33 protein-coding genes and 2 pseudogenes are annotated in these 24,959 nt (G+C 39.8%); 32 read left to right on the forward strand and 3 right to left on the reverse strand.

Annotated elements, in window-relative coordinates; translation table 11 throughout:
• Positions 1-4: 4 nt before the first annotated feature.
• The 32 genes and pseudogenes from AB5213_RS12445 to AB5213_RS12600 all read left to right on the forward strand — a co-directional run bounded on the left by AB5213_RS12445 (position 5) and on the right by AB5213_RS12600 (position 23,500).
• Entirely contained in the window at positions 5-985 is a 981-nt protein-coding gene (locus tag AB5213_RS12445) for a biotin--[acetyl-CoA-carboxylase] ligase (RefSeq protein ID WP_055249061.1), read from the forward strand.
• An 11-nt stretch (positions 986-996) separates the two neighbouring features.
• The gene (locus AB5213_RS12450; protein WP_008370111.1) at positions 997-1,335 is read left to right on the forward strand and encodes a DUF6145 family protein; all 339 of its coding nucleotides are present in this window, start codon (positions 997-999) and stop codon (positions 1,333-1,335) included.
• The gene (gene dusB, locus AB5213_RS12455) at positions 1,332-2,300 is read left to right on the forward strand and encodes a tRNA dihydrouridine synthase DusB (protein WP_173686186.1); all 969 of its coding nucleotides are present in this window, start codon (positions 1,332-1,334) and stop codon (positions 2,298-2,300) included. Before AB5213_RS12450 ends, dusB begins: the two co-directional genes overlap by 4 nt.
• 186 nt (positions 2,301-2,486) lie before the next feature.
• Complete coding sequence (greA, locus tag AB5213_RS12460; RefSeq protein ID WP_008370118.1) at positions 2,487-2,969, forward strand: transcription elongation factor GreA; 483 nt, start codon at positions 2,487-2,489, stop codon at positions 2,967-2,969.
• Positions 2,970-3,002: 33 nt separating this feature from the next.
• Positions 3,003-4,934 carry a lysine--tRNA ligase gene (gene lysS, locus AB5213_RS12465; RefSeq protein ID WP_055156262.1) on the forward strand — a complete coding sequence of 644 codons (1,932 nt, stop codon included), beginning with the start codon at positions 3,003-3,005 and terminating at the stop codon, positions 4,932-4,934.
• Positions 4,935-5,179: 245 nt separating this feature from the next.
• On the forward strand, positions 5,180-5,449 hold the full coding sequence (locus AB5213_RS12470) for a DUF6462 family protein (protein ID WP_015526719.1): 270 nt from the start codon (positions 5,180-5,182) through the stop codon (positions 5,447-5,449).
• Complete coding sequence (locus AB5213_RS12475; protein ID WP_015526718.1) at positions 5,439-5,666, forward strand: excisionase; 228 nt, start codon at positions 5,439-5,441, stop codon at positions 5,664-5,666. The genes AB5213_RS12470 and AB5213_RS12475 overlap by 11 nt, the downstream gene beginning before the upstream one ends.
• A gap of 13 nt (positions 5,667-5,679) precedes the next feature.
• Positions 5,680-6,062: pseudogene (locus AB5213_RS12480) on the forward strand (TnpV protein).
• Positions 6,063-6,107: 45 nt separating this feature from the next.
• Positions 6,108-6,407 carry a hypothetical protein gene (locus AB5213_RS12485; RefSeq protein ID WP_243003885.1) on the forward strand — a complete coding sequence of 100 codons (300 nt, stop codon included), beginning with the start codon at positions 6,108-6,110 and terminating at the stop codon, positions 6,405-6,407.
• A 109-nt stretch (positions 6,408-6,516) separates the two neighbouring features.
• Positions 6,517-7,125 carry a recombinase family protein gene (locus tag AB5213_RS12490; protein ID WP_015526714.1) on the forward strand — a complete coding sequence of 203 codons (609 nt, stop codon included), beginning with the start codon at positions 6,517-6,519 and terminating at the stop codon, positions 7,123-7,125.
• A 255-nt stretch (positions 7,126-7,380) separates the two neighbouring features.
• Entirely contained in the window at positions 7,381-10,194 is a 2,814-nt protein-coding gene (locus tag AB5213_RS12495) for a DNA methyltransferase (protein WP_215634212.1), read from the forward strand.
• Positions 10,195-10,485: 291 nt separating this feature from the next.
• Positions 10,486-10,869 carry a hypothetical protein gene (locus AB5213_RS12500; RefSeq protein ID WP_180211098.1) on the forward strand — a complete coding sequence of 128 codons (384 nt, stop codon included), beginning with the start codon at positions 10,486-10,488 and terminating at the stop codon, positions 10,867-10,869.
• A 198-nt stretch (positions 10,870-11,067) separates the two neighbouring features.
• The gene (locus AB5213_RS12505) at positions 11,068-11,208 is read left to right on the forward strand and encodes a hypothetical protein (RefSeq protein WP_015526712.1); all 141 of its coding nucleotides are present in this window, start codon (positions 11,068-11,070) and stop codon (positions 11,206-11,208) included.
• A gap of 71 nt (positions 11,209-11,279) precedes the next feature.
• Positions 11,280-11,522 (forward strand): hypothetical protein, encoded by a 243-nt coding sequence (locus AB5213_RS12510; RefSeq protein ID WP_252198800.1) that lies wholly within the window; start codon positions 11,280-11,282, stop codon positions 11,520-11,522.
• A 687-nt stretch (positions 11,523-12,209) separates the two neighbouring features.
• Positions 12,210-12,619, forward strand: a pseudogene (locus AB5213_RS12515) (single-stranded DNA-binding protein).
• Between the two features lie 29 nt (positions 12,620-12,648).
• Entirely contained in the window at positions 12,649-12,876 is a 228-nt protein-coding gene (locus tag AB5213_RS12520; protein WP_015526709.1) for a helix-turn-helix transcriptional regulator, read from the forward strand.
• 242 nt (positions 12,877-13,118) lie between these two features.
• Positions 13,119-13,484: a DUF3847 domain-containing protein gene (locus AB5213_RS12525; RefSeq protein WP_021651159.1), complete on the forward strand. Its 366-nt coding sequence runs from the start codon at positions 13,119-13,121 to the stop codon at positions 13,482-13,484.
• The gene (gene mobQ / locus AB5213_RS12530) at positions 13,484-14,176 is read left to right on the forward strand and encodes a MobQ family relaxase (protein ID WP_252198801.1); all 693 of its coding nucleotides are present in this window, start codon (positions 13,484-13,486) and stop codon (positions 14,174-14,176) included. Before AB5213_RS12525 ends, mobQ begins: the two co-directional genes overlap by 1 nt.
• A gap of 35 nt (positions 14,177-14,211) precedes the next feature.
• A complete protein-coding gene (locus AB5213_RS12535; RefSeq protein WP_252198802.1) occupies positions 14,212-15,126 on the forward strand; it encodes a hypothetical protein in 915 nt (304 codons plus the stop codon).
• Between the two features lie 37 nt (positions 15,127-15,163).
• Positions 15,164-17,038 carry an AAA family ATPase gene (locus tag AB5213_RS12540; protein ID WP_215634214.1) on the forward strand — a complete coding sequence of 625 codons (1,875 nt, stop codon included), beginning with the start codon at positions 15,164-15,166 and terminating at the stop codon, positions 17,036-17,038.
• A 140-nt stretch (positions 17,039-17,178) separates the two neighbouring features.
• Positions 17,179-17,646: a helix-turn-helix domain-containing protein gene (locus AB5213_RS12545; RefSeq protein WP_044961321.1), complete on the forward strand. Its 468-nt coding sequence runs from the start codon at positions 17,179-17,181 to the stop codon at positions 17,644-17,646.
• Positions 17,639-18,013, forward strand: a complete 375-nt coding sequence (locus AB5213_RS12550) for a hypothetical protein (RefSeq protein ID WP_044961323.1) — start codon at positions 17,639-17,641, stop codon at positions 18,011-18,013. Before AB5213_RS12545 ends, AB5213_RS12550 begins: the two co-directional genes overlap by 8 nt.
• 242 nt (positions 18,014-18,255) lie before the next feature.
• Positions 18,256-18,495 (forward strand): hypothetical protein, encoded by a 240-nt coding sequence (locus AB5213_RS12555; RefSeq protein WP_005609451.1) that lies wholly within the window; start codon positions 18,256-18,258, stop codon positions 18,493-18,495.
• 30 nt (positions 18,496-18,525) lie between these two features.
• Positions 18,526-18,876 (forward strand): hypothetical protein, encoded by a 351-nt coding sequence (locus AB5213_RS12560; RefSeq protein ID WP_242853638.1) that lies wholly within the window; start codon positions 18,526-18,528, stop codon positions 18,874-18,876.
• Between the two features lie 92 nt (positions 18,877-18,968).
• Positions 18,969-19,178, forward strand: a complete 210-nt coding sequence (locus tag AB5213_RS12565; RefSeq protein WP_215634215.1) for a DUF6462 family protein — start codon at positions 18,969-18,971, stop codon at positions 19,176-19,178.
• A gap of 93 nt (positions 19,179-19,271) precedes the next feature.
• Positions 19,272-19,442, forward strand: coding sequence for a hypothetical protein (locus AB5213_RS12570; RefSeq protein WP_015526701.1), 171 nt, complete (start codon positions 19,272-19,274; stop codon positions 19,440-19,442).
• 35 nt (positions 19,443-19,477) lie between these two features.
• Positions 19,478-20,713 carry a tyrosine-type recombinase/integrase gene (locus AB5213_RS12575; RefSeq protein ID WP_215634216.1) on the forward strand — a complete coding sequence of 412 codons (1,236 nt, stop codon included), beginning with the start codon at positions 19,478-19,480 and terminating at the stop codon, positions 20,711-20,713.
• Positions 20,714-20,893: 180 nt separating this feature from the next.
• Positions 20,894-21,358 (forward strand): hypothetical protein, encoded by a 465-nt coding sequence (locus AB5213_RS12580; protein WP_055215903.1) that lies wholly within the window; start codon positions 20,894-20,896, stop codon positions 21,356-21,358.
• A gap of 38 nt (positions 21,359-21,396) precedes the next feature.
• The gene (locus AB5213_RS12585; RefSeq protein ID WP_368276791.1) at positions 21,397-21,582 is read left to right on the forward strand and encodes a hypothetical protein; all 186 of its coding nucleotides are present in this window, start codon (positions 21,397-21,399) and stop codon (positions 21,580-21,582) included.
• Between the two features lie 25 nt (positions 21,583-21,607).
• Entirely contained in the window at positions 21,608-21,805 is a 198-nt protein-coding gene (locus AB5213_RS12590; protein ID WP_368276792.1) for a hypothetical protein, read from the forward strand.
• A 136-nt stretch (positions 21,806-21,941) separates the two neighbouring features.
• Entirely contained in the window at positions 21,942-23,330 is a 1,389-nt protein-coding gene (locus tag AB5213_RS12595) for a zinc-ribbon domain-containing protein (RefSeq protein ID WP_215634218.1), read from the forward strand.
• Positions 23,327-23,500, forward strand: coding sequence for a hypothetical protein (locus tag AB5213_RS12600; RefSeq protein WP_215634219.1), 174 nt, complete (start codon positions 23,327-23,329; stop codon positions 23,498-23,500). Before AB5213_RS12595 ends, AB5213_RS12600 begins: the two co-directional genes overlap by 4 nt.
• An 86-nt stretch (positions 23,501-23,586) precedes the next feature.
• Here the strand turns inward: AB5213_RS12600 and AB5213_RS12605 are convergent, their stop codons facing one another.
• The 3 genes from AB5213_RS12605 to AB5213_RS12615 all read right to left on the reverse strand — a co-directional run bounded on the left by AB5213_RS12605 (position 23,587) and on the right by AB5213_RS12615 (position 24,939).
• Positions 23,587-23,904: a hypothetical protein gene (locus AB5213_RS12605; protein WP_005611085.1), complete on the reverse strand. Its 318-nt coding sequence runs from the start codon at positions 23,902-23,904 to the stop codon at positions 23,587-23,589.
• Between the two features lie 61 nt (positions 23,905-23,965).
• Positions 23,966-24,475, reverse strand: coding sequence for a helix-turn-helix domain-containing protein (locus AB5213_RS12610; protein WP_055249581.1), 510 nt, complete (start codon positions 24,473-24,475; stop codon positions 23,966-23,968).
• 149 nt (positions 24,476-24,624) lie between these two features.
• Complete coding sequence (locus AB5213_RS12615; protein ID WP_005342838.1) at positions 24,625-24,939, reverse strand: DUF3784 domain-containing protein; 315 nt, start codon at positions 24,937-24,939, stop codon at positions 24,625-24,627.
• Positions 24,940-24,959 lie beyond the last annotated feature (20 nt).

The raw sequence follows: 24,959 nt of genomic DNA on the forward strand, positions 1-24,959 counted from the left end.
AAGCATGAAAGCGGAGATATTAAAGATGCTCCGGCAGAGCGATGGGTATCTGTCGGGGCAGCAGCTCTGTGACCACTTTCAGGTGTCCAGGACTGCTGTGTGGAAAGCAATCAATCAGTTAAAAGAAGAAGGCTATGAGATTGAAGCCGTGAGAAACAAAGGTTATCGCATTGTGGATATTCCGGATCAGATTACCGCGGATGCGATAAAAAGCTGTCTGGAGACAAAATGGATGGCGAAAAATCTGGAGTATTATGACGAGATCGATTCGACTAATAACCGGGCCAAAGCACTTGGCGAGGCCGGAGGTGCAGATGGAACTCTTTTTGTTGCGGAGACGCAGACGGCGGGAAAAGGAAGACGCGGCAGATGCTGGCAATCACCGGCGGGCAGCAGTATTTCCATGTCGATTCTGTTAAGACCTGTAATGAATCCGTCAGATGCACCGATGCTGACACTTGTCATGGCATATGCGGCAACGAAAGCTTTGCGTGAAAAGACCGAGTTGGATATAGGAATCAAATGGCCGAATGATCTGGTCGTGAGTGGAAAGAAGATCAGTGGGATACTGACGGAGATGAGCGCAGAGATCGATTACATCAATCATGTAGTGATCGGAATCGGAATCAATGTCAATATGGAGTCCTTTCCGGAAGATATTGCAAAGACAGCGACTTCACTGCGGATCGAAGCGGGCAAAGAATTTCGCAGGTTTGAGCTGATCGCTGCGATCATGGAGCATTTTGAAAAAGCCTACGAAGCGGTCTGCGAGGCGGGAAGTCTGGAGCCGATCATGGAAGATTATAACCGTCTGCTGGTAAACTGTGGGCGTCGGGTGCGTGTACTGGAACCGGAACATGAATATGATGCACTGGCACTGGGGATTGACAAGACCGGGGAATTGCAGGTAGAATGTGAAGACGGCAGCAGAAAGTCTGTCTTTGCCGGAGAAGTTTCGGTACGTGGGATTTATGGGTATGTATAGAAGGAGAATTTATGTATCAGGATAAGATCGTATTATGCGGAGCCAACTCTTACGAAGAAAAATTTTATATGAATCCGGATTTTGATAATCTGCCACAGCACATCAAAGATGAATTGAAGATCATGTGTGTGCTGTATGTACATGATGTCGGGGGAATCCTTACACTTGTATTTGAGGAGAATGGGGAGCTGGAATTTGAAGTGACTTCTGCAGAGGGAGATCCGATGTTTGACGAGATCGGAAGCCGTCTGAAGATCAAGGAGATTCAGACAGACGAGAAGAAGCAGGAGCTTCTGACACAGCTTCAGCTTTATTACAAAGTATTTTTTCTGGGGGAAGAGATTGAATGATAAAGACACTGACGATAGGAAATGTAGAGCTTCCGAACCGTTATGTGCTGGCACCGATGGCAGGGGTAACAGACCTGCCATTTCGTCTGTTATGCAAGGAACAGGGAGCAGGGCTTCTGTGCATGGAAATGATCAGTGCAAAGGCGCTCCAGTACAAGAATAAGAATACCAAGGCGCTGCTTGCGATCGATCCAAGAGAATACCCGGTATCACTTCAGCTTTTCGGGGAAGATCCGGACATCATTTCCGAGCAGGCAAAGCGGATCGAAGAACTTCCATTTCAGATCCTGGATATCAATATGGGCTGTCCGGTTCCAAAGGTCGTGCGCAATGGAGAAGGTTCGGCGTTGATGAAGGATCCGAAGCGAATCTATGATATTGTATATAAGACAGCGAGAGCAATCAAGAAACCGGTGACGATAAAGATCCGCAAAGGATTTGACGATACCTGTATCAATGCACCGGAGATTGCGAAGGTTGCAGAAGAAGCAGGTGCAGCGGCAATCGCAGTACATGGAAGGACCAGAGAACAGTATTACTCCGGAAATGCAGACTGGGAGATTATCCGTAAGGTGAAAGAAGCAGTGAAGATTCCTGTAATCGGAAATGGGGATGTGACAAGCGGACAGAAGGCACTGGATATGTTTGAGCAGACCGGCTGTGATGGTGTGATGATCGGAAGAGGCTGCCAGGGAAATCCATGGATCTTCAGGGAATTACTGGCATATGAAGAGACCGGATCCATTCCGGAAAGACCGGGCACAGACCAGATCCGGGAAACAATGCTGCGTCATGCAAGACTGCAGATCGAGTTCAAGGGAGATTATATCGGAATCCGTGAAATGCGCAAGCATGTGGCATGGTATACCAAGGGAATGCAGGGTTCTGCGAAGCTCAGAGATGAGATCAATCAGGTGGAAAGTTATGAAGAACTGGAGAACCTTTTAATGGAAAAAATCGGATAGACATAAAACGTGTTCTTTCGCATGAGAGAATGCGTTTTTGCATATATTAAACCAGCAAAGAATTGTTGACACAGCCGCCGGAAATATGTATAATAATGAAATTGTGAAAGTAGCTTTAAATGCGGATAAAATCAGTATCTGCGGCTTGAATAGAAAATGATTTGTCGGTAAGTAAGGAGAATTATAATGGAAGCAAAGAAAACATTACTCACCTATACAGGACTTAAGAAACTGGAAGATGAGCTTGAAAATTTAAAAGTTGTGAAAAGAAAAGAAGTAGCAGGAAAGATCAAAGAAGCCAGAGAACAGGGAGACCTTTCAGAGAACGCTGAGTACGATGCAGCAAAGGACGAGCAGCGTGATATCGAGGCACGTATCGAAGAGCTTGAGAAAATCCTCAAGAATGCAGAAGTTGTAGTAGAAGATGACGTGGATCTTGATACCATCAACATCGGATGTACAGTAGATGTATATGATAAAGAATTTGAAGAGGAAATCGTATTTCAGCTGGTAGGTTCTACAGAAGCAAACAGCCTGGAAGGTAAGATTTCCAATGAATCTCCGGTAGGAAAAGCCCTGATCGGTAAGAAAGTCGGAGACGTAGTAGCAGTTGAGACACAGGCAGGAGTTATTGAGTACGAAGTACTGAAGATCAATCGTTCAGTATAAGATGGTATACAGCAGAGAGAAGGAGTGAAAAAAGTGGCAACACAGCAGAACAATGGACAGGAACAGGATTTGAATCATTTAAGAAAGGTGCGCCGTGAGAAACTTGCAGAACTGCAGGCAAACGGACAGAATCCTTTTGAGATCACAAAATATGACGTAACACATCACAGCCAGGAAGTGAAAGACAACTTTGATGAACTGGAAGGAAAACACGTTGTACTTGCAGGACGTATGATGTCCAAACGTGTGATGGGAAAAGCATCTTTCTGTAATGTGCAGGATTTACAGGGAAATATCCAGTCTTATGTAGCAAGAGACAGTATCGGAGAAGAAGAATATAAAGCATTCAAGAAGATGGATATCGGTGATATCGTAGGTCTTGAAGGAGAAGTATTCAAAACAAAGACAGGGGAGATTTCCATTCATGCATCTGCTGTAAAGCTTCTCTCAAAGAGTCTGCAGATCCTTCCGGAGAAGTTCCACGGACTGACAAATACAGATACCCGTTATCGTCAGAGATATGTGGATCTGATCATGAACCCGGAAGTAAAGGATACTTTTATTAAACGTTCCAAGATCCTTACCGCAATCCGTAAATATCTTGGAAATGAAGGCTTTATGGAAGTAGAGACTCCGATGCTTGTACAGAATGCCGGAGGAGCAGCTGCAAGACCGTTCGAGACACATTTCAACGCCCTGAACGAAGACCTGAAGCTCCGTATCTCTCTGGAACTTTATCTGAAGAGACTGATCGTTGGTGGTCTGGAAAGAGTATATGAGATTGGACGTGTATTCCGTAACGAAGGTCTTGATACAAGACATAACCCGGAATTCACTCTGATGGAACTTTACCAGGCATACACAGACTATCATGGCATGATGGATCTGACAGAGAACCTGTACCGTTTTGTTGCACAGGAAGTTCTTGGAACTACTCAGATTGTATATAAAGGAATCGAGATGGATCTCGGAAAGCCGTTTGAGCGTATCACAATGGTTGATGCTGTTAAGAAATATGCAGGTGTTGACTGGAACGAAGTAGAAACTCTTGAACAGGCAAGAGAACTTGCGAAAGCACACAATCTTGAATTTGAAGAAAGACATAAAAAAGGTGATATTCTGAATCTGTTCTTCGAAGAATATGTAGAAGAACACCTTCTTCAGCCGACATTCGTTATGGATCATCCGGTTGAGATTTCACCACTTACAAAGAAGAAACCGGAAAATCCGGACTATGTAGAACGTTTCGAGTTCTTCATGAACGGATGGGAAATGGCAAATGCATACTCAGAGCTGAATGACCCGATCGATCAGAGAGAACGTTTCAAAGCACAGGAAGAACTGCTTGCACAGGGTGATGATGAAGCCAACACAACAGATGAAGACTTCATGAACGCACTGGAAATTGGTATGCCGCCTACAGGTGGTATCGGATTCGGTATCGACCGTATGTGTATGCTGTTGACAGGGGCTGAGGCGATCAGAGATGTGCTGCTGTTCCCGACAATGAAGTCCCTGGACGCTGACAAGAAGTCTGCGAAGTCAGAAAACAGCACTTCCACAGCAGCACCTGAGAAGGAAGAAGTTATCGACTTCTCCAAGGTAAAGGTAGAGCCTTTATTTGAGGAATTTGTTGATTTCGATACTTTCAGCAAGTCAGATTTCAGAGCTGTAAAGGTTAAAGCGTGTGAAGCTGTTAAGAAATCCAAGAAGCTGTTACAGTTCACTCTGGATGATGGAACAGGCACAGATCGTACGATTTTAAGCGGTATTCACGCTTATTACGAGCCGGAAGAGCTGGTTGGAAAGACCTTAATTGCGATCACTAATCTGCCACCGAGAGCCATGATGGGAATTGAATCCTGTGGAATGCTCCTCAGTGCAATCCATGAGGAAGAGGGAGAAGAAAAGCTCCATCTTCTGATGGTTGATAACCACATCCCGGCTGGTGCAAAGCTGTACTAAAATTAAATATAAAATGTCTAAAACCATGATGTCAGACCGCATTTGACAACAATTTGACAACAAAATTTGGGATAATAATGAATCGTTATGAAGCATGACGAATTTCAGGTGGAAAGACACGGGTTTGGCAATGAAGCAAGAGCACTTCTTAGAGTTGATCTAAGAGGTGCTTTTTTTCGTGGAAAAGTTATATTCCGGCAGTCAACTTCTGTAAAACAGTAAATCTAATTTTGGAGGAAAGCATTATGAATGAAAAGTACAAACCGATTACAAGTATGAAGGAAGTTCCGGAACATTTAAGAAAATTACGCCGACAGTATCTGCGATATCAACAGGCAGAGATTATTTACAGTATCTCTCATAAGAAACTCTTAGAGCTTGCCAGTGATGCAGGAGCTATTTACAGAATTGATGGAACGGTACTGATTCGTCGTGATATTTTTGATGATTACCTGGAACGTTTCCATGAACCGGCAACAGGAAAAGATAAGGAGAAGAAGACAGATGAGCGGTAATGTATGGATGTTTTCAGATGAGATTGACGATGAAGATCTGGAATTTATGAGCCATGACTATGTGACCTACAATATGGCGTGTGAGTATTACCGGTTGGGAATGAAACCTGTTATTCGCATGGCACATGAAGCTGGAGCAGTCTATAAGATTGGAAAGAAAGTTTTGATTCGAAGAAGTATATTTGAAGCATATTTACGTGAGCAAAGGAAAATCTGAGGGAGGCAAGCACATGAGCGAATTAAGAAAAAAGATACATGATGATAATAATGGATTGGATTATGTACTGGTAGGAGATTGTTATCTGCCAGTGTTATCCTTACCGGAAGAAACCAGACCGATTGGCTGCTGGGGGATGCTACGGAAGGAATATCTGAAAGAACATAAATCAGGAATGTATAGCTGTCTTCTTCTGACCGCCAGGCTGGACAGTCATCTGGCAGATGTGAATGAACAGGCACAGGAACGCTTTGAGCTGATTGAAGCACAGATGAGAAGTGCTGAGGGCGTAACAGAGGACTTGAAAGCACAGAATCCTATGAATGGGTTCGCAGGGCAAATAATATCAGGAATCGTGCACAGGAAATTGTATTGAACGAATTGGTGTATGTATAGGAGGGCAAATGAGATACAGGATTGAGAAAGAGCAGGTGGGAATCTATGAAAATGACAAAAGAAATTGAAGAATTTTTAAATCTGGCAATAACAGAACACATGGGAAAGGCATATACGGACTGGAAATTAAAACAGCAAACAGATACAGAACCAGATAAAGTCGAGGAAGAATATGAAAAAGTAATAGCTTCACTTTCGCCGGAGCAGGAAGAAGCGATTACGAAATATTGTGATGCTATATTCAACAGTGGAGCAGATACAGAGGAATTCTTTTATCGACTGGGATTAAAAGATGGGATGAAGTTGAAAAAGTGCATGAAACAGATCCTTAAAGCATTGTCCTGAATAAGAGAGTAGTTTAGAGTGAAAAAGTTCAGAGAAGACATGGGGAGCTGTCTTTCTTTTGGGGAAGACAGCTTTTCACCTATCAGAGACTATGCAGGAGGAAACAAGGATGGGAAATATATTTGGATATATACGTGTCAGTAGTCGGGATCAGAACGAAGATCGGCAATTGATTGCATTGAAGGAGTTGGCTATCCCAGAAAAGAATATTTTTATTGATAAACAGTCTGGAAAAGACTTCAAGCGCCCACAATACAGAAAAATGATTCGACGTGTCCGGAAAGATGATCTTCTTTATATAAAAAGTATTGATCGCTTAGGACGTAACTATGCGGAAATACTGGAACAGTGGAGAATTCTCACAAAAGATAAAGGAATTGATATTGTGGTTCTTGATATGCCTTTACTTGACACTCGCCGGGGAAAAGATTTGATGGGAACGTTTCTGTCAGATATTGTATTGCAGGTACTGTCATTTGTAGCAGAAAACGAAAGAACAAATATTCGGCAAAGGCAGGCAGAAGGTATTGCAGCGGCAAAAGCCAGAGGTGTGCGGTTCGGCAGACCACCAAGCAGATTGCCAGATAATTTTCACGATGTGTATCAGCGGTGGAAAAACGGGAAAATAACTGGAACGTCTGCTGCGAAAGAATGTAATATGCCCTTATCAACTTTTCGGTATCGTGCAGAAATTTACGAAAAAGCCAAATTATTGTAAGGTGGGTGTTTTACATGAAAGTGTACTTTCCTGTAAAATGCTCATTTTTTCTCTACTACTCCATAATATCATAAAACAGCCTATCTTCCAACGATAGAAGTTCGTTGACGATACCTCCAAAGCACTTGTCAAAAAGTACACATTTTTGCAGATGAATGATGATATACAGATACATGATAAGTATCGGTACTTTACCTGTCTGAGTTAATAGATTATGAATATGAGAGCTTACGGATACGCAGGAGGGAAAAAACGATGACCGATGCAGAACAGAGGGAAGCTGCCCGCCAATTTGCAAATAAATGGAAGGGGAGAGGAAGAGAAGATGAGGATGGAAGATCATATTGGATTGATTTTCTGTCAAACGTTCTTGGAATGGAGAATGTGACAGATCGTGTGGAATTTGAGAAAAAAGTTGTGGTAGATGGAAATACAAAAAGAATTGATGTGTATATTCCAGAAACGCATGTATTGATTGAACAAAAGAGTCTTGGTAAAGCACTGGACCATAAGATTATGAATTCTGGTTCAATAGAACTGACGCCGTATGATCAAGCAAAACGATATAATGATAATCTCCCATATGATGAAAAGGCACGTTGGATCATTACCAGCAATTTCTCTGATATATGGATTTATGATATGAATGCCAGAGTACCGGAGACAGTAAAAATATCATTGGATGAAATACCGAGTAAGTATCCGTTGCTTGATATTTTAATAAAGAAAGATGTGCAGAAAATCTCTCACGAGATGGAAGTATCGATTAAAGCAGGAGATATTGTTGGACTGCTTTATGAAGCATTCCTTACACAGTATAAGATTCCAGAAGTAAAAGCGAAAGAGGAAACCATTGAACAAAAAGAGAAAAGAGAGCATAAACTGAAAAGTCTGAATGCTTTATGTGTTCGAATTGTGTTCTGTCTTTATGCCGAGGATGCTGGGATTTTTGGAAAACGGAATATTTTCCATGATTATCTGAAAGCATATGAAGTGAAAGACTGTAGGCGTGCATTACTGGAACTGTTTAAAGTCTTGGATACACCTGTCTCTGAGAGAGACGAATATTTAGAAGAAGATTTAGCACAGTTTCCCTATGTGAATGGTGGATTGTTTTCAGATGAAACTATTGAGATTCCGCCGTTGACAGAAGAAATCAAAGAATTACTTTTGACCAAAGCTTCTGAAGATTTTGACTGGAGTGATATATCCCCTACAATTTTTGGGGCAGTGTTTGAGTCAACGTTAAATCCAGAAACGAGAAGATCCGGTGGAATGCACTATACAAGTATTTCCAATATACATAAAGTGATTGATCCGTTGTTTCTCGATAAATTGCAGACGGAATTTCATGAGATTTTGAAAATACAGGTGCAGAGGACAAAAGTAAAACGTCTGGATGAATTTCAGAATAAACTGGCTTTACTGACATTTTTAGATCCGGCTTGTGGTTCGGGAAATTTTCTGACGGAAACATATTTATCACTTCGACGGTTAGAAAATGAAGTCATTCGTGAAAAAGTTGGTGGTCAGATGACGTTGGGAGATGTTCATAATCCAATCAGAGTATCCATTCAACAATTTTATGGAATTGAGATCAATGACTTTGCCGTGACAGTAGCAAAGACAGCTTTGTGGATTGCAGAATCACAGATGATGGAGGAAACAAAAAATATTGTATATGGGTTCAATGATGATTTCCTTCCGTTGAAGACGTATGTAAATATTGCAGAAGGTAATGCACTGAAGATAGATTGGAACAGCGTTGTTTTGGCTAAGTCATTATCTTATATAATGGGGAATCCACCTTTCGTTGGTGCAAGGTGGATGGGAGAAAAACAAAAAGAAGATGTTGCTGATATATTTGCTGGATGGAAAAGTGTAGGTAATCTCGATTATGTAAGTTGCTGGTATAAAAAGGCATCTGATTACATGAAGGAAAATATAAATATCAGAGCAGCTCTTGTATCGACTAATTCAATTACTCAGGGAGAGAGCGTTTCCATTTTGTGGAAACCACTGTTTGAAGATGGAATACAAATTGATTATGCATATAGAACATTTATATGGGATAGTGAGGCTTCAATCAAAGCACATGTACATTGTGTCATTATAGGATTTAGTAGAAAAAATGGTGCAGAGTATCAGAAGAAGATATATTCCAAGGACGATATAATAGTAGCAAAAAATATTAATGGTTATCTGCTGGATGCAGATAATATTTCAATTGAAAAAAGAATGAAACCTTTATCAGATGTTCCACCTATTTCATTAGGAGGACAGGCAATAGATGGCGGATATTTGATACTTACGGAAGAAGAAAAAGAAGAATTGATATCTAAAGAGCCACAGGCAATATCTTTCATCAGACATTATATGATGGGAAAAGATTTTATTGATAGAAAACCAAGATATTGTATATGGCTGGTTGGGGCAGATCCATCATTATTGAAACGGTGTCCGCTTGTTAGAGAAAGAATTGATAAAGTTCGTGAATTTAGAATGGCAAGCACGAGAAATAATACAAGAAAAGCTGCAGATACTCCAGGATTATTTGCATCAATACTTGAATATGATTCTCCGTATATAGCGATACCGAAGGTGTCATCACAAAACAGAAGATATATTCCAATGGATTATCTGGATGGTGAAATTATTCCGGGTGATAAACTTTTTACAATGCCATCTGCAACAAGCTATGAGTTTGGTATATTGATGTCGAATGTTCATATGGCATGGACAAGAGTTGTATGTGGCAGATTAAAGAGTGATTATAGTTATTCTAATACGATTGTTTACAATAATTTCCCATGGTCGTCACCTACGGATGAACAAAAAGAAAAGATAAAGAAAACTGCACAGGCAATCTTAAATGCCAGAGCACTTTATCCAAATAGCAGTCTTGCAGATCTTTATGACCCGTTGACTATGCCGCCGGAATTACTTAAAGCACATAACGCAAACAACAGAGCTGTGATGGAGGCTTATGGATTCAGCACTAAAATGTCGGAAGCCGATTGTGTGGCAGAATTGATGAAAATGTATCAGAAGCTGACAGAAGAAAAATAGAAAATAATGATTAACCGAAAAGGCATTACCCGCAAATGGTTAGTGCCTTTTGTTTTGAATACTATAAAAATTGTATCTGTTTTCAGTTAAATTCTTTTAAATAAAAAGTATTCGCATGAGTTTTAATACAAATGTACAAAATGACAAGTGAATAAATAATAAAATAATAGAAGAACAAAAGATGAATAAAAAACAAATAAAAGACGAAAAGAAAACAAGAAAATAAATAGGATTGAACAGAATGGATGAATATGTTATAATCATATAGAAAACAGAAAGGAGGCGAGCAGAGTGATTGATTTATCAAATTTTAAGACGTTTGACTTTAGCGAGGGTGTACCATATATTTCGATTACAAGTAATGGTATTACATTCAACAAATCTGTAATCATGAAGATGAAATACCCAACATATGTAAAGCTTCTGATAAACGAATCTGATAAACAGATTGCGGTTCAAGCATGTGATGAACATGATGATAAGTCAGTACAGTTTTATAAGGAAAAATCAAATGGTGTTTTGTCGGTTCGATGGAATGCAAAAGATTTGATTAACACGATTGCAAGAATTTGTGATTGGGATTTGAGTCAGTTGTCGTATCGAGTAAATGGCGTATTAGTTCCAGAAATGAATTTAATGCTGTTTGATTTGAATGAAGCAGTCACTATGGTATAAGGCTTGCAACTTTTCTGATTCCAAAAAAAGAGTTCATTTGAGATTAGGGCCTCAAACGAACTCTGGCGGAAATAGCAGAGACAAAAGATCATCTACTAAAACCATATCTTTCAAATATATTTTAGTATTTGTTTCTGCCAATTTCCATACTTTTTCGGATTCGTCTGAGAAAAATCTTTTGGAAAGGAGGCAGATTGCATGGTAAAATGTGACCAGACTGACATGGTTTTTACAGCATATATTACATTAAGAAATGGAAATCGTTTATATGCTAAGCAGGTTGGCAAAAAGGTATTTTGCTTTCCACGTAAAGAAGCCAAAGAAAAGAACGATAAATAAATTATAAGTAACAATATGTTCGAGAATGTTTGATGATCACATTCTCTCTTAAAAAGAAAGAGAGACAAAACATGAATAAAAAATCAAGTGGACAGAAATTATCAACACAGGCTTCAAAAATTATGAGATCGAATAATAGTTCTCAAATTCAGAAGTCATTAGCTGCAAGTGTATTGTCACAGAGAAACACCGGAAAAATTACTGGTAAAGCTATGGAAATAAAGGCATCTATGGTAATGAACAGTAATAAGTATTCTGGAACAACAAAGAGTTTAGCTGCAAGTGTACTTTCGCAATCAGATAAAAACAGATAAATAATGATTATCCCAAAGGGCATTAACCGTAAATGGTTAGTGCCTATTTTTTTTGCTTTTTTTCAAAATCATCTGACATTATATCCTCTGCCACGTGTGATTAGTGGAAAAATGATTTTTCTAAGAAAATATCTGCCCTCACGTTCTATGTAACAGGTAATTAGTGAAGAAATATTTCATTTATGTATAACAAACTTGCAAAAGAGGGTTGGTAAATACCGTTTTTAAAGCTTTATAGGTAGAGGAACAATTATTTTTCAAAATCATGTCCGTTTTTATACGCCTCAGTACAGAGTATATGAAGGAACTAACGAAAACAAAAGGCAAGGTAATAAAAACGCAAAAAAATATCACGAATTTTTTGCATCGTGCCAGGTCATTTGACTTTAGTAATTAGAGGACGTTTTGAAAATGTTCCTTTGTTGAACCTTGACAACTGATAAGTGCACCCTGGAAGTCTACCAGGAGTCTTGCCATGACCTTTCTTTTCTGAAAGTGAGCGAGATCATAATGACACTCCCGATGATGGGCGGCTGATCGGAGCCTTATGGTCAGTGACCTGTATATGCAGGCAGAGGCAGTCTGAGATGGCTGCAGGTGACAGGGAAACGCACGGAAACCGCTGGCGAAAAAGTAACTGATAATAATATTCACAGGGCGAAATGCCTGGAAAGGATGATAATGACTATGAATAAGGTTATTTTAATGGGAAGATTGACAAAAAATCCGGAAATTAAATATGCCGGGAAAGATAATGATATGGCAGTAGCAAGATACATGCTGGCAGTAAACAGAAGATATAAACGTGATGGGGAACAGGAAGCAGATTTTATTTCCTGTGTAACATTTGGAAAGAGTGCAGAGTTTGCACAGAAATATCTTCATAAAGGAATGCGGATTGTGATCGGTGGTCGTATCAGTACTGGTAATTATAAGGACAAGGATGGAAAGATGATTTATACCACGGATGTAATTGTGGAGAGCATGAATTTGCTCAGAACAAGGACAACAGCGGTGGTGAAAACTCAACTGGTACACCGAAAACCGATAAGGACGGATTTATGGAAGCAGCAGAAGGTGAGATCCCATTTGACTAATCTGGAATAAGTGGTTGGAGGTGTGGATTATGGGTGTGAGTTATAACAGATTATGGAAAATGCTCATTGATAAAAATATGAAGCGAGTAGAGATGCAATACCTCGCCGGAATCAGCGGAAATATTCTTGCCCGGATGGGAAAAAACAAGTATGTGTCCATGGAGACAGTTGAGAAGATCTGTAAAAAAATGGACTGTACCATTGATGAGATGATGGAATTTACGGATGATGAAAATAGCACGCCGGATACGGCATAATTCTCTTAGCAAGCTAAGAGCGCACTTCTATACAGGCAATTACATCTGCCTGTATCGTGCGACCTGCGGTGCTGTTCCCGGATTTGAGAAATCTTAATCCGGGAATGTAGCGAAATCATAGATTTCGGACAAGGGGATAGCTCCCCTTGCGGCACAGGTGCCTATCTCATTTATATCAGGGAATCAGCATTTATGAGAGAAAGCTGGTTCTTTTTGTTTGTGAAAATAAGGAGAGACAGACAATGACCAGAGAGAAGAACCCCAAATATGAATCCATGTCACTGGAAGAATTGAAAGCCAACATGGAAAAAAGTAAAAAGGAACTTGAACAGGCAATGCACAATAAGAATATTCTGGAACAAAGAAAAAAGCTGATCGAGAGGAAAGAACGATCACACCGATTGGTGGTTAAAGGTGCTGAGTTTGAAAAAGCGTTTCCTATGTCCAAAGATCTTGAGCAGGAGGATTTCCAGAAAGTAATGAATGAAATGAAAGTTCTTAAATACAACAGAGATACAGTCCGGGATAGATATCTGGAGGCAGGAAGAAAGGAACGACAGCAGATTGCTGAAGAAGTAAAGAAAACCACGAAGGGAGATGATAGCTGATGGCACTTTATCATTTTTCTGTAAAGCAGGTATCCAGAGGAAAAGGGCAGACAGTGGTGAATTCGGCTGCGTATATTTCCGGGCAAAAATTGTATAACGATTATCATGGACAAGTCCATGATTACACGAGGAAATCCGGTGTGATGTTTACAGAAATCCTCAAACCAGATTATGTGCCGGAACGATTATCAGACAGGGAAACATTATGGAACGAGGTAGAGAGAGCAGAAAAGGGCAAGCGGGCACAGCTTGCCTATTCTTTTGACATTGCATTGCAGAATGAACTGACGTTAGAGGAGAATATCCAACTGGCGAGAGAATTTTGCCAGGAACAATTTGTGGCACGTGGCATGATTGTGGATCTGGCAGTTCATGAGGGAAAATCAAAAGATGGAGATGAACCGGATAATCCTCATTTTCATGTACTTGCTCCAATTCGTCCTTTTACAGAAGAAGGAATTTGGGGAAATAAACAGAAACGGGAATATGTTTTAGACGAAGAAGGAAACAGGATAAAAGATGCCAAAGGAAAGTATGTCTTCAATGCTGTTTCTACTACCGGTTGGAACGATCCTGAACTTTTAAAGGAATGGAGAAAGGCATGGACCGAGAAAGTGAATGATAAATTCCGGGAGTGTCATATGGCAGCAAGAATCGACCATCGTTCCTATAAAGAACAGGGAATGATCTGATCCCGACAATTCATGAAGGGTACGAAGTCAGAGCAATGGAGAAGAAGGGAATCAAAACAATCATTGGAGAGTTGAATCGGGCGATCCGGCAATTCAATCAGATGTTCATTTCCTTAAAAGAATCTATCCAGTGGATGAAAACAGCCTATGAAGAAATGAAAATGGAACTGGATCGAAGGCAGCAGAACCCGACGCTTTTGGAGAGTCTGCAAGATTATTATGATAAAAAAACGCAGAATAGCCCGAAACTTTCAAATTTTTATGCGGAGATGGAACGAAGGGGAAAGAAAATTTCAAACTTACAGGAGTTTGCAAAATCCATCAATTATCTTCAGGTACACAACATTGAGACAATGGACGATTTACAAACACGAATTCAGGAACTGAAGGGAATTATTTCTGCCAGCAAAGCTGAAATCAGTGAAAAGAGAGAACAACTGAAAAACCTGGAAGATTTGGAAAAGAAGATGCAGGTATTGAAGCAGAATCAGCCGTTGATAGATGAATACAACCACTTCTTTTTCCAGAAAAGACGGGAAAAGTTTTATACGGAGCATAAAAAAGCGATCAATTATTATCGTAAATGTGAGCGTGAACTAAAACCATACCGGGATAAAAAGGGACGGCTGCCAGAATCCAGATGGAAAAAAGAAAAAGAAGATCTCCGTATAATGATTGAAGAATTAAAAGCTGATAATCAGCCTTATCAGGATGAGCTTGCCTTTGTGAAAAAGGTACAGAGATGTGCTGATATTGCCAGGCGAGATCGTGAAATGCCAGAAACAGATACTTCCGGGCTTTCAGAAGAAAAAAGAGAAATGCCGGAGCAGGAATCGAAACAGAAATCTTCTATTCATGGCAGACTGGCGGAGAACCAGAAACTGATTGAGGAAGAAAAAGTGAAAAATCGACAAATGAAGAAAAAACGAAGTAATGAGATAAGTTTATAAAAATCTGTTGCAGGACAGACGGGAAAGGATGATGAAAATGCAGTATACAGAAGAACAGATCGCAAGAGCAAACCAGACAGATCTTGTTTCTTTTCTGAATGCACAGGGAGAACAGTTGGTAAAAAGTGGCAGAGAATACCGTTGGAAAAAGCATGACAGTGTAACGGTATCAGGAAATCGCTGGTATCGTCATAGCCAGAATAAGGGTGGCTATCCGGTGGATTTTGTGATGGAATTTTATCATGCCACATTTCCGGAAGCGGTGAAGATGTTGATCGATGAAGAAGGCGAAGGCAGGCAGAAGTCCTGCCTCGCCCCGTCACCTGACTTCCGGTTACCGGAGAAAAGTGAAACGAATGAGACGGTCATAAAATATCTGACAGAAATCAGGAGGCTTGAGAAAGATCTGGTGGAGGAATGGATTGCCGGTGGGAATATTTACGAAGAAAAGAAACACCATAATGTTGTATTTGTCGGCAGAGATGCAGACGGTATTCCGAGATATGCGCACTGCAGGGGAACTGGCGGGATAAAATATCGGGGAGATGTAGCTGGTTCGGATAAATCTTATGGATTCTGTCACAGAGGAGAGGATAATCAACTGTTTGTATTTGAAGCAGCCATTGATCTGCTGTCATTTATCCAGTTATTTCCAAAAGACTGGAAGAAACGTAGCTACCTGAGCCTGGGCGGAGTCTCCAGTGTGGCACTGATGACTTTTCTTTCTGAACGCCCTCAGATTACTTCGGTTTTCCTGTGCCTGGATAATGATCACGCAGGAAATGAAGCTTGTGAAAAATTGGCAGGAGAAATTCCGGATGGATATCGTGTGATCCGGTTGAAACCTGCCAGAAAAGACTGGAATGAAATTCTCTGTGACGAAAATGCTGACAGAAAGAAAGTGATACAGGAAACCGTTACAATGAAAATGCAGGAGAAAGAAGCACTGGTGCCGATGTTATGTTATAAAGATATTGAACAGACCAGTGTGGAATGGCTGTGGTTCCCTTATATTCCATTTGGAAAACTAACAATCATTCAGGGCAATCCGGGAGAGGGAAAAACCTATTTTGCCATGATGCTGACAGCAGCGTGCACGAACCGTAAGTTGTTTCCAAACATGGAAGATATTGAGCCATTCAATGTGATTTACCAGACAGCAGAGGATGGCATGGGCGATACTATTAAGCCAAGACTGGTGGAAGCAGGAGCAGATCTGAGCCGGGTTATGGTAATTGATGATTCGGAAGAAGTATTGACCTTATCCGATGATCGGATTGAAAAAGCGGTCAGACAGAATCATGTCCGGCTTGTAATCATTGATCCGGTACAGGCATTTATCGGAGCAGATGTGGACATGAACCGGGCAAATGAAGTTCGTCCGGTATTTCGCAAATTGGGTATGATTGCAGAGAAAACCAGTTGTGCTATCGTGCTGATTGGTCATTTGAACAAATCTTCTGGGACACAGAGTACTTACCGGGGGCTTGGCTCTATTGATATCATGGCAGCAGTAAGAAGCTTGATTTTTATTGGAAAAGTGAGAAAAGATCCGACAACGAGAGTGTTGATTCATGAAAAAAGTTCTCTTGCACCGCCAGGGGAGACAATGGCTTTTAAACTGGGAGATGAAGAAGGTTTCCGATGGGTGGGAGCTTATGAAATTTCGGCAGATGAATTGTTAGATGGAAAAGAAGGAAAAGCAACCGAAACAAAGCTGGAACGAGGAGCAAAGCTGATTCAGGAACTGCTTGTTGATAAAAACGAAATTTCAATCAGGGAATTAGACGACAAAGCAAAGGAACAGGGAATATCCGGGAGGACAATGCGTGATGTAAGAAGCCGGATGAAGAATGAACTGGAGTATTGGATAAATGAGAAGCAGGAAAACTGTATTCGGTTAAAAGTGTGATTAATATTAAAGAATAATCCAACCAATCAGAACCGTTTAACAATTGTATAGATCGTTGAATTTAATACTACATTTTAATGCTATAAAAATTGACAAATGTAGCATTAAAATGTATACTTGATTTTAGGAGGTGAGATTCTTTGGACACGTACACAGTAAAAGAAGTTGCCAAAATGATGAATACGTCTGAAGAAACTGTTAGAAGATGGATTCGCTCAGGGAAATTAAAGGCTAATATGGATTCGCGGAAGAAGGGGAGTGTTATCACTGATGCAATGTTGAGAGAATTCACAAGGAATACGCCTAAATATGCTGCTGCATTGGCTAATCCGATAGGAGGAATTGTTGCTGCCTCGACATTGTTGTTAGGAACTTTTGTAGCAAAGAATATTGAAAAAGGTGAAGCAATAAAGAATTCTACTGTTGATTCGGAGGAAATAAAAAAGATATTGAAAGAGAATCTTGTAACGGTTAATGCAAATATAAAAAATAAGAAGAAGGCTATTGCCCAGCTTGAACAGGAAATAGTTGATGAAGAAACAAAGGTAAAAAGCCTGGAATATTTATTGAAAAACATTGAGAATGTAAAGGGGGATGCAAATGAGTGATCTTAGTAAAAAAATAACAGAGTTATTGTCTAATGAATGTAAAGCTGCACCGGATATGACGCATGGTCTGAAAAATATCGGTGATGGGGATATGAAAGAGGGAATGAAAATTATGGTAGATTTTTTTGAAGAAAACGGTATGAGAAAAGGCGCATTGCTTGGTGCAACAGCAACTCTTGCTGGGGTAGGACTAATAGTTGGAGCAAAAAAACTTTATTCAATGAAAAAAGTTCATAAAGAAAAAGGTGAGAAAATTCTTAATGGATTAAAACAGGGAATAGAGAATGAACTGACGGAAAGCATTGAAGATTATGAGTGTACTAAAGAAAGTGAAAAAGCAGAAAACATTCAGGCAGATAATGTGTGATGTAAGAGACCGAATGAAGAATAAACAGGAATATCTGATTAAAAAACGGATGGTGGCAGACAGATTAAGAAGGTACAGCGTTTTATAGATACCTTATCTGCCGTCTGCCACCTGCCGGCGTATGGATATTTTTAAGTGTATAGGAATAAGTAAATTTGGATTGACAGAAAATATAGAAAAGCGTATTATAATAGCAAGAGGTGGGATTTCCCACACAAATGCTTGCGTAGGAGGTGTTGATAATGGAAGCAATGAAAGATTATGTTGCTCATCTGGACAATAAAAAAAGGATTACCCTCAGAGGAGCTGCTTATCAGTATTATAATGTAAAAGAATATGGAAATGGCTGCATTATTCTGGAACCTCGGGAACTGGCAGTGCCAGAGAGTATTTCAGCCAGAACCCTGGCAGATATGGATCGTGCAGTAAGTAACTTTAAAAGAGGAGATGTTTCTCCGGCTATTGACCTGTCAGATTTTTAAAAGGAACAAAGAATGAACTTTAATATACGAATGGGAATCCCTGAAATGCAGGAACTTTGGCTAGATCTGCAGGAGAAATATCGTTCTGGGAATATAAAAAAGAAGGAAGAACAGTTGTATAAAAAATGGGGAAAGGCTTTAAAGCTGTTATCGGCAGATCCAGGGTATCCAAGTCTTCAAACCCATGAGATAGAGCCATTGTCCAGACGTTATGGAATGAAAGTGTGGCAGTCTTATCTGGAAAACAAAACCAGTGGCGCAATGAGAATGTACTGGGTTTATGGACCAGACCAGAAAGACATTACGATTATCGGACTGGAACCACACCCGGAAGATAAGAAAAATGGCGCATATGACCGAATTTCACTGTCGGATTTATAGAATAAAACTGAATATGGAACTTAACACGAGCAGTTAGTCTATGAAAAAAATAGGGTAGCTGCTTTTTTCATGCCCAAAAGGAGGTGTCGTGTATGGGATATGCACGTAAAGATGTAGAAAAGACAAAGAAAATAGCCAAGAAATTTGTCCGTTATCAGGAAGGGGCAGAACTTTACAGCATTGGGCTGACAAAATTCCAAGAGCTGGCAAAAGAGGCGAAAGCAGTGTACAAGATTGATAAAGTTGCGCTTGTAAATTTTGAGATCTTTGAGAAATATCTGGAGACATTTCGGATTGCGTAGAAAACAGAAGAAACTTGCGGAAGGACGAAAAACAGGGATTGACTTTTTGTCATACGAAAATTATAATGTGGATGTGGAGGAATAAGAACAGATATGGCGAGAACAGGGAGACCAAAATCGGAAAATGTAAAAAAGAAAGTATTGAGTATCCGGGTGGAAGATTCTATGTATAAGCGTATCTGTGATTATGCCGGAAAACACAAAATGACTGTGACAGAAGTTGTCTTGCAGGGACTGGAGAAAGTTTTGAACAGACCTGAATAATATGGAGTCCTTCCTTTATTTGAAGGAGGATTTATATGGCACAGACAAGAAAAGATCTGCGGGGCAGAGTCCTGCGGAAAGGTGAATCACAGAGACGTTCCGATGAGAGGTATGTATATACTTATACGGACCCACTTGGAAGACGTAAATATGTTTATGCACAAGACCTTGTAACGCTTCGGGAAAAAGAAGCACAACTCTTGAAAGATCAGATGGACGGTCTGGATATCTATGTTGCCGGAAAGGCTACTGTAAATTTTGTATTTGACCGTTACATGAGTCTCAAAAACAATCTGAAACCGACGACCAAGAGCAATTATCTGTATATGTATGACCGCTTTGTGCGAGATACATTTGGAAAGCGGAATATAGCAGAGATCAAGTATTCAGATGTAGTGCAATTCTATAATTACCTGGTTGAGAAACAAGAATTGCAGATCAATACACTGGAAACAGTTCATACGTTACTGCATCCGACTTTTCAACTGGCAGTGAGGGATGACATTATCAGAAAAAATCCTTCGGATGGTGTCATGGCAGAGTTAAAGAAAAATTTGGGTATGAAAACCGGTGTGAGACATGCACTGACAATTCCACAGCAGAGAGCATTTATTGAATATATTGCCACGCATCCGATTTATTATCACTGGTGGCCAATCTTTACCGTTTTTCTTGGAACTGGCTGTCGTATCGGTGAAGTGTTGGGATTGAGATGGGAAGACATCAATTATGAGAAGCGGATTATCTGCGTTAATCATAATCTGACGTATTATCCGGTAGGTGAGGATCGTGCCTCAGAAAATCACATTTCAACACCGAAAACAGAAGCTGGGATGCGGACGATTCCTATGCTGGATGCGGTAAAAGATGCTTTTGAAATGATCTGGAAAGAACAGAAAGAGAAAGGTTGGACGGATGCAGAGATTGATGGAATGACAGGATTTATTTTCTGTAACCGTTATGGAAATATAATGAATGCACAGTCAGTCAATCGGGCAATCAAGAGGATATCTTCTTCCTACAATGCGACGGAAGAAGTAGAAGCAAGAAAAGAGCATCGAGAGCCAGTGCTGCTCCCCAACTTTTCGGCACACAATCTGAGACACACTTTTTGTACAAGACTTTGTGAAAGAGAAACCAATCTGAAGGTTATCCAGTCGATCATGGGGCATAAGGATATTCAGACTACTATGGATATCTATGCGGAAGCGACCGAGGAGAAAAAACAGGAAACATTTGAACATTTGGCTGCAACAATGGATGTATTTTAAGAAGGGCTTATGAAGACTTCCATCTGACAACAGAAAGAACCAAATGACATCAAATTGACAACAAATATAATTTGACAATGGTTCATCATGAATAATGATGAAGAGAAGACAATTTAATAGAAACAGCCCAGCGAAGCGTTATGAAGAATAACGAAGAAATGCTAAAAAAAATTCCCGACAATGAAGTCTCTCGGTGATGTAAATAAGAAAAATGATGTAAAAAATCAGGCTGCCGAAGAAATGAAAGCAGAGCCGGAAAAAATTGATTTCTCTAATGTAAAGATTGAGCCTTTATTTGAGGAAGAAGTTGATTTTGATACATTCAGCAAGTCAGATTTCAGAGCTGTAAAGGTTAAAGAGTGTGTTGCAGTACCGAAGTCAAAGAAACTCCTTCAGTTCACTCTTGATGATGGAACAGGCACAGATCGTACTATTTTAAGCGGTATTCACGCTTATTACGAGCCGGAAGAACTGGTAGGCAAGACACTGATCGCCATCACAAACCTTCCACCGAGAAAGATGATGGGAATTGAGTCTTGTGGTATGTTGTTATCAGCAGTAAATAATCTGAAAGACTCAGAAGATGAAGAACTGCATCTGATCATGGTTGATAACCATATCCCGGCAGGAGCAAAGCTCTATTAAGATGATGTATGGATGTACCGTTTCACTAAAATGACGGGATGTACTTCATTTGGTCAAAACCATATAAAACAGTGATTTACATCAAACTTACATCATTTGATGCAGAGATTTGTGCAGAGCAAGAAAAATCGCATATTTTTAATAATAAATGGGTAGTTCAGATTGGAATTGCCCATTTTTTACATCATAAACCGATGTTTGCACAGAAGATGGATAACAGTTAAGATGTTTCTGTCGATATGATATTGTATGAGCTTAAAATCGGAGGAACAAGGAATGTATATGCGACTGACACCGAGAGAAAAAGAGATGGCGGACATGTTTGAACAAATGAGCAAAGAAGAACAGGAAATTATGATCGAGCTTGCCAAAAGAATGAGGACGGAGGAACCTGAAAAATTATTAAAAGAAATAAAGCAGCGATTGAATATAGATGATGATGTGTAATTGATAGCTGTGTTGCCCTTTGAGAGAGGAAAAACCTTTTTCAAAGGGCTTTTCTATTTTCAAAGGAGTTTCGCAAACTACAACATCAAGCCAAAACTTCCTATACTTTAAGCACAGAGGAAGTGGAGGTTTTGATATGAATAACAGTTTATCAGCAGTGCATCCGGAATTGATAGTTGAGTGGTCTAAGAAGAATCTGCCACTGACACCAGATGGTATTACATTCGGTTCCAACAAAGTCGTTTGGTGGAAAGGCAGCTGTGGGCATGAGTGGCAGACCAGTGTTAAGGCAAGGTCAAAGGGCGAGAAATGCCCAATCTGCTCTGGGGCGAGAGCAGTCGCAGGAATTAACGATCTAAATACATTGAAGCCGGAACTGGCTTCTGAGTGGTCCAAGAAGAATGAAATCAAACCGACAGAGGTAACCGTAGGTTCTCATAAGAAAGTCATCTGGAAGTGCCGACTGGGGCATGAATGGACAGCATCGGTTAAGAGCAGGAGTATCAATGGTTCTGGTTGTCCATACTGTTCCCATAATAAGGTGCTTGTTGGATTTAATGACCTTGCGACAGTGGTTCCAAAAGTTGCAGACGAATGGTCAGAGAAAAATGAGAAGAAGCCAACGGAAGTTACTGCATTTGCTAATCGTAAAGCATGGTGGAAGTGCAGGACCTGCGGTTATGAATGGAATACGCTCATTTCCACACGATCAGGTGGAAGTAAGTGTCCTTGTTGCAGTGGCTATACCTTTATAAAAGGCAGGAATGATTTGAAAACAACACATCCGGAGATTGCTGAAGAATGGTCTGAAAAGAATTATCCGTTACAACCGGATGAGGTCAATGCAAAATTGAGGAAAAATGTGTGGTGGCATTGTAAGAAATGTGGCAATGAATGGAAGTCAGTCATCAATGCCCGAATAAAAGGAACTGTTTGTCCGGTATGTGCCGAAAGAGAAGTGCTTGCAGGATACAATGATCTGGCGACAACGGATAAAAATCTACTCAGTGACTGGGATTATGAACAGAACAGAATACAGCCGACAGAAGTATCACGAACTTCTGCTAAACGAGCATGGTGGAAATGCAGACACGGACATTCATGGAGTATGAAGATCAATGAACGGACAATTCTCGGAAAAGGTTGCAGGATATGTGAGCAGGAGTATTTATCAGTGTTTCCGGCTTTTGCCCTCAGTTATTATTCACATATGAAAGGATTGAAAATCGAACTCGGCTCAGACAGAGTTTTAGGGATACCGCTTGATACTTATATTCCATCTGAACAGGTGGCGATTGAAGTGAACAGCGGTTCAGAAGATATGGAAATCTTAAAAGAACATCTCTGTCAGCAAAGAGGAATTAAACGGATCAAGTTGCCTATGAAAACCAATGAAACAGAAATCGCTTATGCTCAGCGTATCAAAGCAGCCTTTCAAAGCGTACATATATTTATTACTTCCGATACGGAAGAAGATGTCGGGACTATCAGAAACGTATTTGAGAACTGGAGGAACAGCCAATGAGAGAAAAGAAATATCATATTTACTTAACAGCCGAAGAACAGAGCAGAGTTATTCAGTCACTTATCCGGCTGAAAAATGAGCTTCTCGAACAAGGCAGATATACTGACGCAGTGGATGATGTTCTCTGCAAGGTATTGGCAGCCAAGAAGAAGTATAATTTATTCATCTAATCAAATTGCCCAGAATATAAGAGGACCGCCTACACCGAAGTGCAAGCGGTCTTTTTAATGGGAATATTATCCATACAAACTGGAATTTATACCCGGTACTTGTCTCGATTTATAGTCATATCAACCAAATGAAATACAAGTAAGATAATAAAAAAAACGGAAACTATTATTATTCCTGCACCCAGCTTGATAAAATCAATTATACCGCCAAGACAAAAGAGCATTGCCCATGTCTTAATCCGTTTTCCAGTAACTCTGCATATTTTCTCTGTATTTAATCCAGTATAATCTCCTGATAAAAACAGCACACTTCTTTCTGTATTCCTTGATTTGATAAAAAATCTTCCAACAAAAAAGAGAACAGTTGCCATCAGTAAATCAATAAATATAATTATTATTTTCATTTTCAATACCTCTAATTCTAAGTTTACAACTACCGATTTTCTCAATTCTCCAAACTTGAATTTATCTTTTCTTATATGTCACCACAACTCCAACCACCGAAGTCAAAAAAACAATCGGTGCGAGTCTTACAAACAAGAATTCAAACCCATGCAGTATTGTTCCTGCCACTGCCAACTCAGGATCATTGTAATTCCAATTCAAATAAAAACTATTCGTAGATGCAAGTGCGATAAATATTACCACTATAACCGCACACAATGAAATAAGAATCCATCGAATCGTTTTTACCTTTGTTATACTTCTTTTTGCAAGCTGCAAATTAATAACTTCTAATTTTTCAGAAAGAATCTTTAAATCATCGGTAGTCGGTTCTGCTACAGGTTCTCCAAGTAATTCACTTACAGTAGTATCCAGTTCATTCGCCAAAATAATCAGCATACTGGAATCTGGAACTGACAAACCATTCTCCCATTTTGATACTGTCTGTCTTACTACGTTCAGTTTAATTGCCAGTTCTTCTTGCGACAGCCCTTTTGACTTTCTAATTCTTTTGATATTTTCATTTAGCATAATCTCTGCCTCCTTGTTTTTGATAGCTCAATTCTATATTCAATAGAGCCGTTGCCACAAGCAATACATATTAACATCCGCTTATTCACGGGCTTTTCACAGACAAATCTCGATTTTTCGTTCTCAGCGACTTCCCAATAAATGGGAATTTAACGTTCTCTTTTATGTCTATCAATAAGCAACAAAACAAACATAATAAGCCATATCCCCCATGCGATCCAACAGCCTATTCCTTGATATTGGATATCTATGATTATTCCAATAATAAAAGGAACTGACATAAACATCATTCTTTTTCCATATGCCTTACACATAGCATTCTCATCGTATTTCTTTCGTTCATCCGCTGATTTCATATTATAACCCGACAAGAATTTAGTAGCTTTTCCTTCTGATTTATAAAACCACATTCCAAACAAAAACATAATCACTGCCATCATAAAGTCAAAAACAATATAGAACATATAATACAATTTCTCCTTTC

It is taken from the genome of Coprococcus sp. RTP21204st1_G4_RTP21204_210225, from assembly GCF_040915385.1.
GTDB lineage: Bacteria > Bacillota > Clostridia > Lachnospirales > Lachnospiraceae > Allocoprococcus > Allocoprococcus comes.

What these genes read in the sequence shown, in the direction of transcription:
- AB5213_RS12445 (WP_055249061.1), top strand. Translation starts at nt 5, where the DNA reads ATGAAAGCGGAGATATTAAAGATGCTCCGGCAGAGCGATGGGTATCTG.
- AB5213_RS12450 (WP_008370111.1), top strand. Translation starts at nt 997, where the DNA reads ATGTATCAGGATAAGATCGTATTATGCGGAGCCAACTCTTACGAAGAA.
- dusB (WP_173686186.1), top strand. Translation starts at nt 1,332, where the DNA reads ATGATAAAGACACTGACGATAGGAAATGTAGAGCTTCCGAACCGTTAT.
- greA (WP_008370118.1), top strand. Translation starts at nt 2,487, where the DNA reads ATGGAAGCAAAGAAAACATTACTCACCTATACAGGACTTAAGAAACTG.
- AB5213_RS12470 (WP_015526719.1), top strand. Translation starts at nt 5,180, where the DNA reads ATGAATGAAAAGTACAAACCGATTACAAGTATGAAGGAAGTTCCGGAA.
- AB5213_RS12475 (WP_015526718.1), top strand. Translation starts at nt 5,439, where the DNA reads ATGAGCGGTAATGTATGGATGTTTTCAGATGAGATTGACGATGAAGAT.
- AB5213_RS12485 (WP_243003885.1), top strand. Translation starts at nt 6,108, where the DNA reads ATGAAAATGACAAAAGAAATTGAAGAATTTTTAAATCTGGCAATAACA.
- AB5213_RS12490 (WP_015526714.1), top strand. Translation starts at nt 6,517, where the DNA reads ATGGGAAATATATTTGGATATATACGTGTCAGTAGTCGGGATCAGAAC.
- AB5213_RS12495 (WP_215634212.1), top strand. Translation starts at nt 7,381, where the DNA reads ATGACCGATGCAGAACAGAGGGAAGCTGCCCGCCAATTTGCAAATAAA.
- AB5213_RS12505 (WP_015526712.1), top strand. Translation starts at nt 11,068, where the DNA reads ATGGTAAAATGTGACCAGACTGACATGGTTTTTACAGCATATATTACA.
- AB5213_RS12510 (WP_252198800.1), top strand. Translation starts at nt 11,280, where the DNA reads ATGAATAAAAAATCAAGTGGACAGAAATTATCAACACAGGCTTCAAAA.
- AB5213_RS12520 (WP_015526709.1), top strand. Translation starts at nt 12,649, where the DNA reads ATGGGTGTGAGTTATAACAGATTATGGAAAATGCTCATTGATAAAAAT.
- AB5213_RS12525 (WP_021651159.1), top strand. Translation starts at nt 13,119, where the DNA reads ATGACCAGAGAGAAGAACCCCAAATATGAATCCATGTCACTGGAAGAA.
- mobQ (WP_252198801.1), top strand. Translation starts at nt 13,484, where the DNA reads ATGGCACTTTATCATTTTTCTGTAAAGCAGGTATCCAGAGGAAAAGGG.
- AB5213_RS12535 (WP_252198802.1), top strand. Translation starts at nt 14,212, where the DNA reads ATGGAGAAGAAGGGAATCAAAACAATCATTGGAGAGTTGAATCGGGCG.
- AB5213_RS12540 (WP_215634214.1), top strand. Translation starts at nt 15,164, where the DNA reads ATGCAGTATACAGAAGAACAGATCGCAAGAGCAAACCAGACAGATCTT.
- AB5213_RS12550 (WP_044961323.1), top strand. Translation starts at nt 17,639, where the DNA reads ATGAGTGATCTTAGTAAAAAAATAACAGAGTTATTGTCTAATGAATGT.
- AB5213_RS12555 (WP_005609451.1), top strand. Translation starts at nt 18,256, where the DNA reads ATGGAAGCAATGAAAGATTATGTTGCTCATCTGGACAATAAAAAAAGG.
- AB5213_RS12560 (WP_242853638.1), top strand. Translation starts at nt 18,526, where the DNA reads ATGGGAATCCCTGAAATGCAGGAACTTTGGCTAGATCTGCAGGAGAAA.
- AB5213_RS12565 (WP_215634215.1), top strand. Translation starts at nt 18,969, where the DNA reads ATGGGATATGCACGTAAAGATGTAGAAAAGACAAAGAAAATAGCCAAG.
- AB5213_RS12570 (WP_015526701.1), top strand. Translation starts at nt 19,272, where the DNA reads ATGGCGAGAACAGGGAGACCAAAATCGGAAAATGTAAAAAAGAAAGTA.
- AB5213_RS12575 (WP_215634216.1), top strand. Translation starts at nt 19,478, where the DNA reads ATGGCACAGACAAGAAAAGATCTGCGGGGCAGAGTCCTGCGGAAAGGT.
- AB5213_RS12580 (WP_055215903.1), top strand. Translation starts at nt 20,894, where the DNA reads ATGAAGTCTCTCGGTGATGTAAATAAGAAAAATGATGTAAAAAATCAG.
- AB5213_RS12585 (WP_368276791.1), top strand. Translation starts at nt 21,397, where the DNA reads ATGTACTTCATTTGGTCAAAACCATATAAAACAGTGATTTACATCAAA.
- AB5213_RS12590 (WP_368276792.1), top strand. Translation starts at nt 21,608, where the DNA reads ATGAGCTTAAAATCGGAGGAACAAGGAATGTATATGCGACTGACACCG.
- AB5213_RS12595 (WP_215634218.1), top strand. Translation starts at nt 21,942, where the DNA reads ATGAATAACAGTTTATCAGCAGTGCATCCGGAATTGATAGTTGAGTGG.
- AB5213_RS12600 (WP_215634219.1), top strand. Translation starts at nt 23,327, where the DNA reads ATGAGAGAAAAGAAATATCATATTTACTTAACAGCCGAAGAACAGAGC.
- AB5213_RS12605 (WP_005611085.1), bottom strand. Translation starts at nt 23,904, where the DNA reads ATGAAAATAATAATTATATTTATTGATTTACTGATGGCAACTGTTCTC.
- AB5213_RS12610 (WP_055249581.1), bottom strand. Translation starts at nt 24,475, where the DNA reads ATGCTAAATGAAAATATCAAAAGAATTAGAAAGTCAAAAGGGCTGTCG.
- AB5213_RS12615 (WP_005342838.1), bottom strand. Translation starts at nt 24,939, where the DNA reads ATGTTCTATATTGTTTTTGACTTTATGATGGCAGTGATTATGTTTTTG.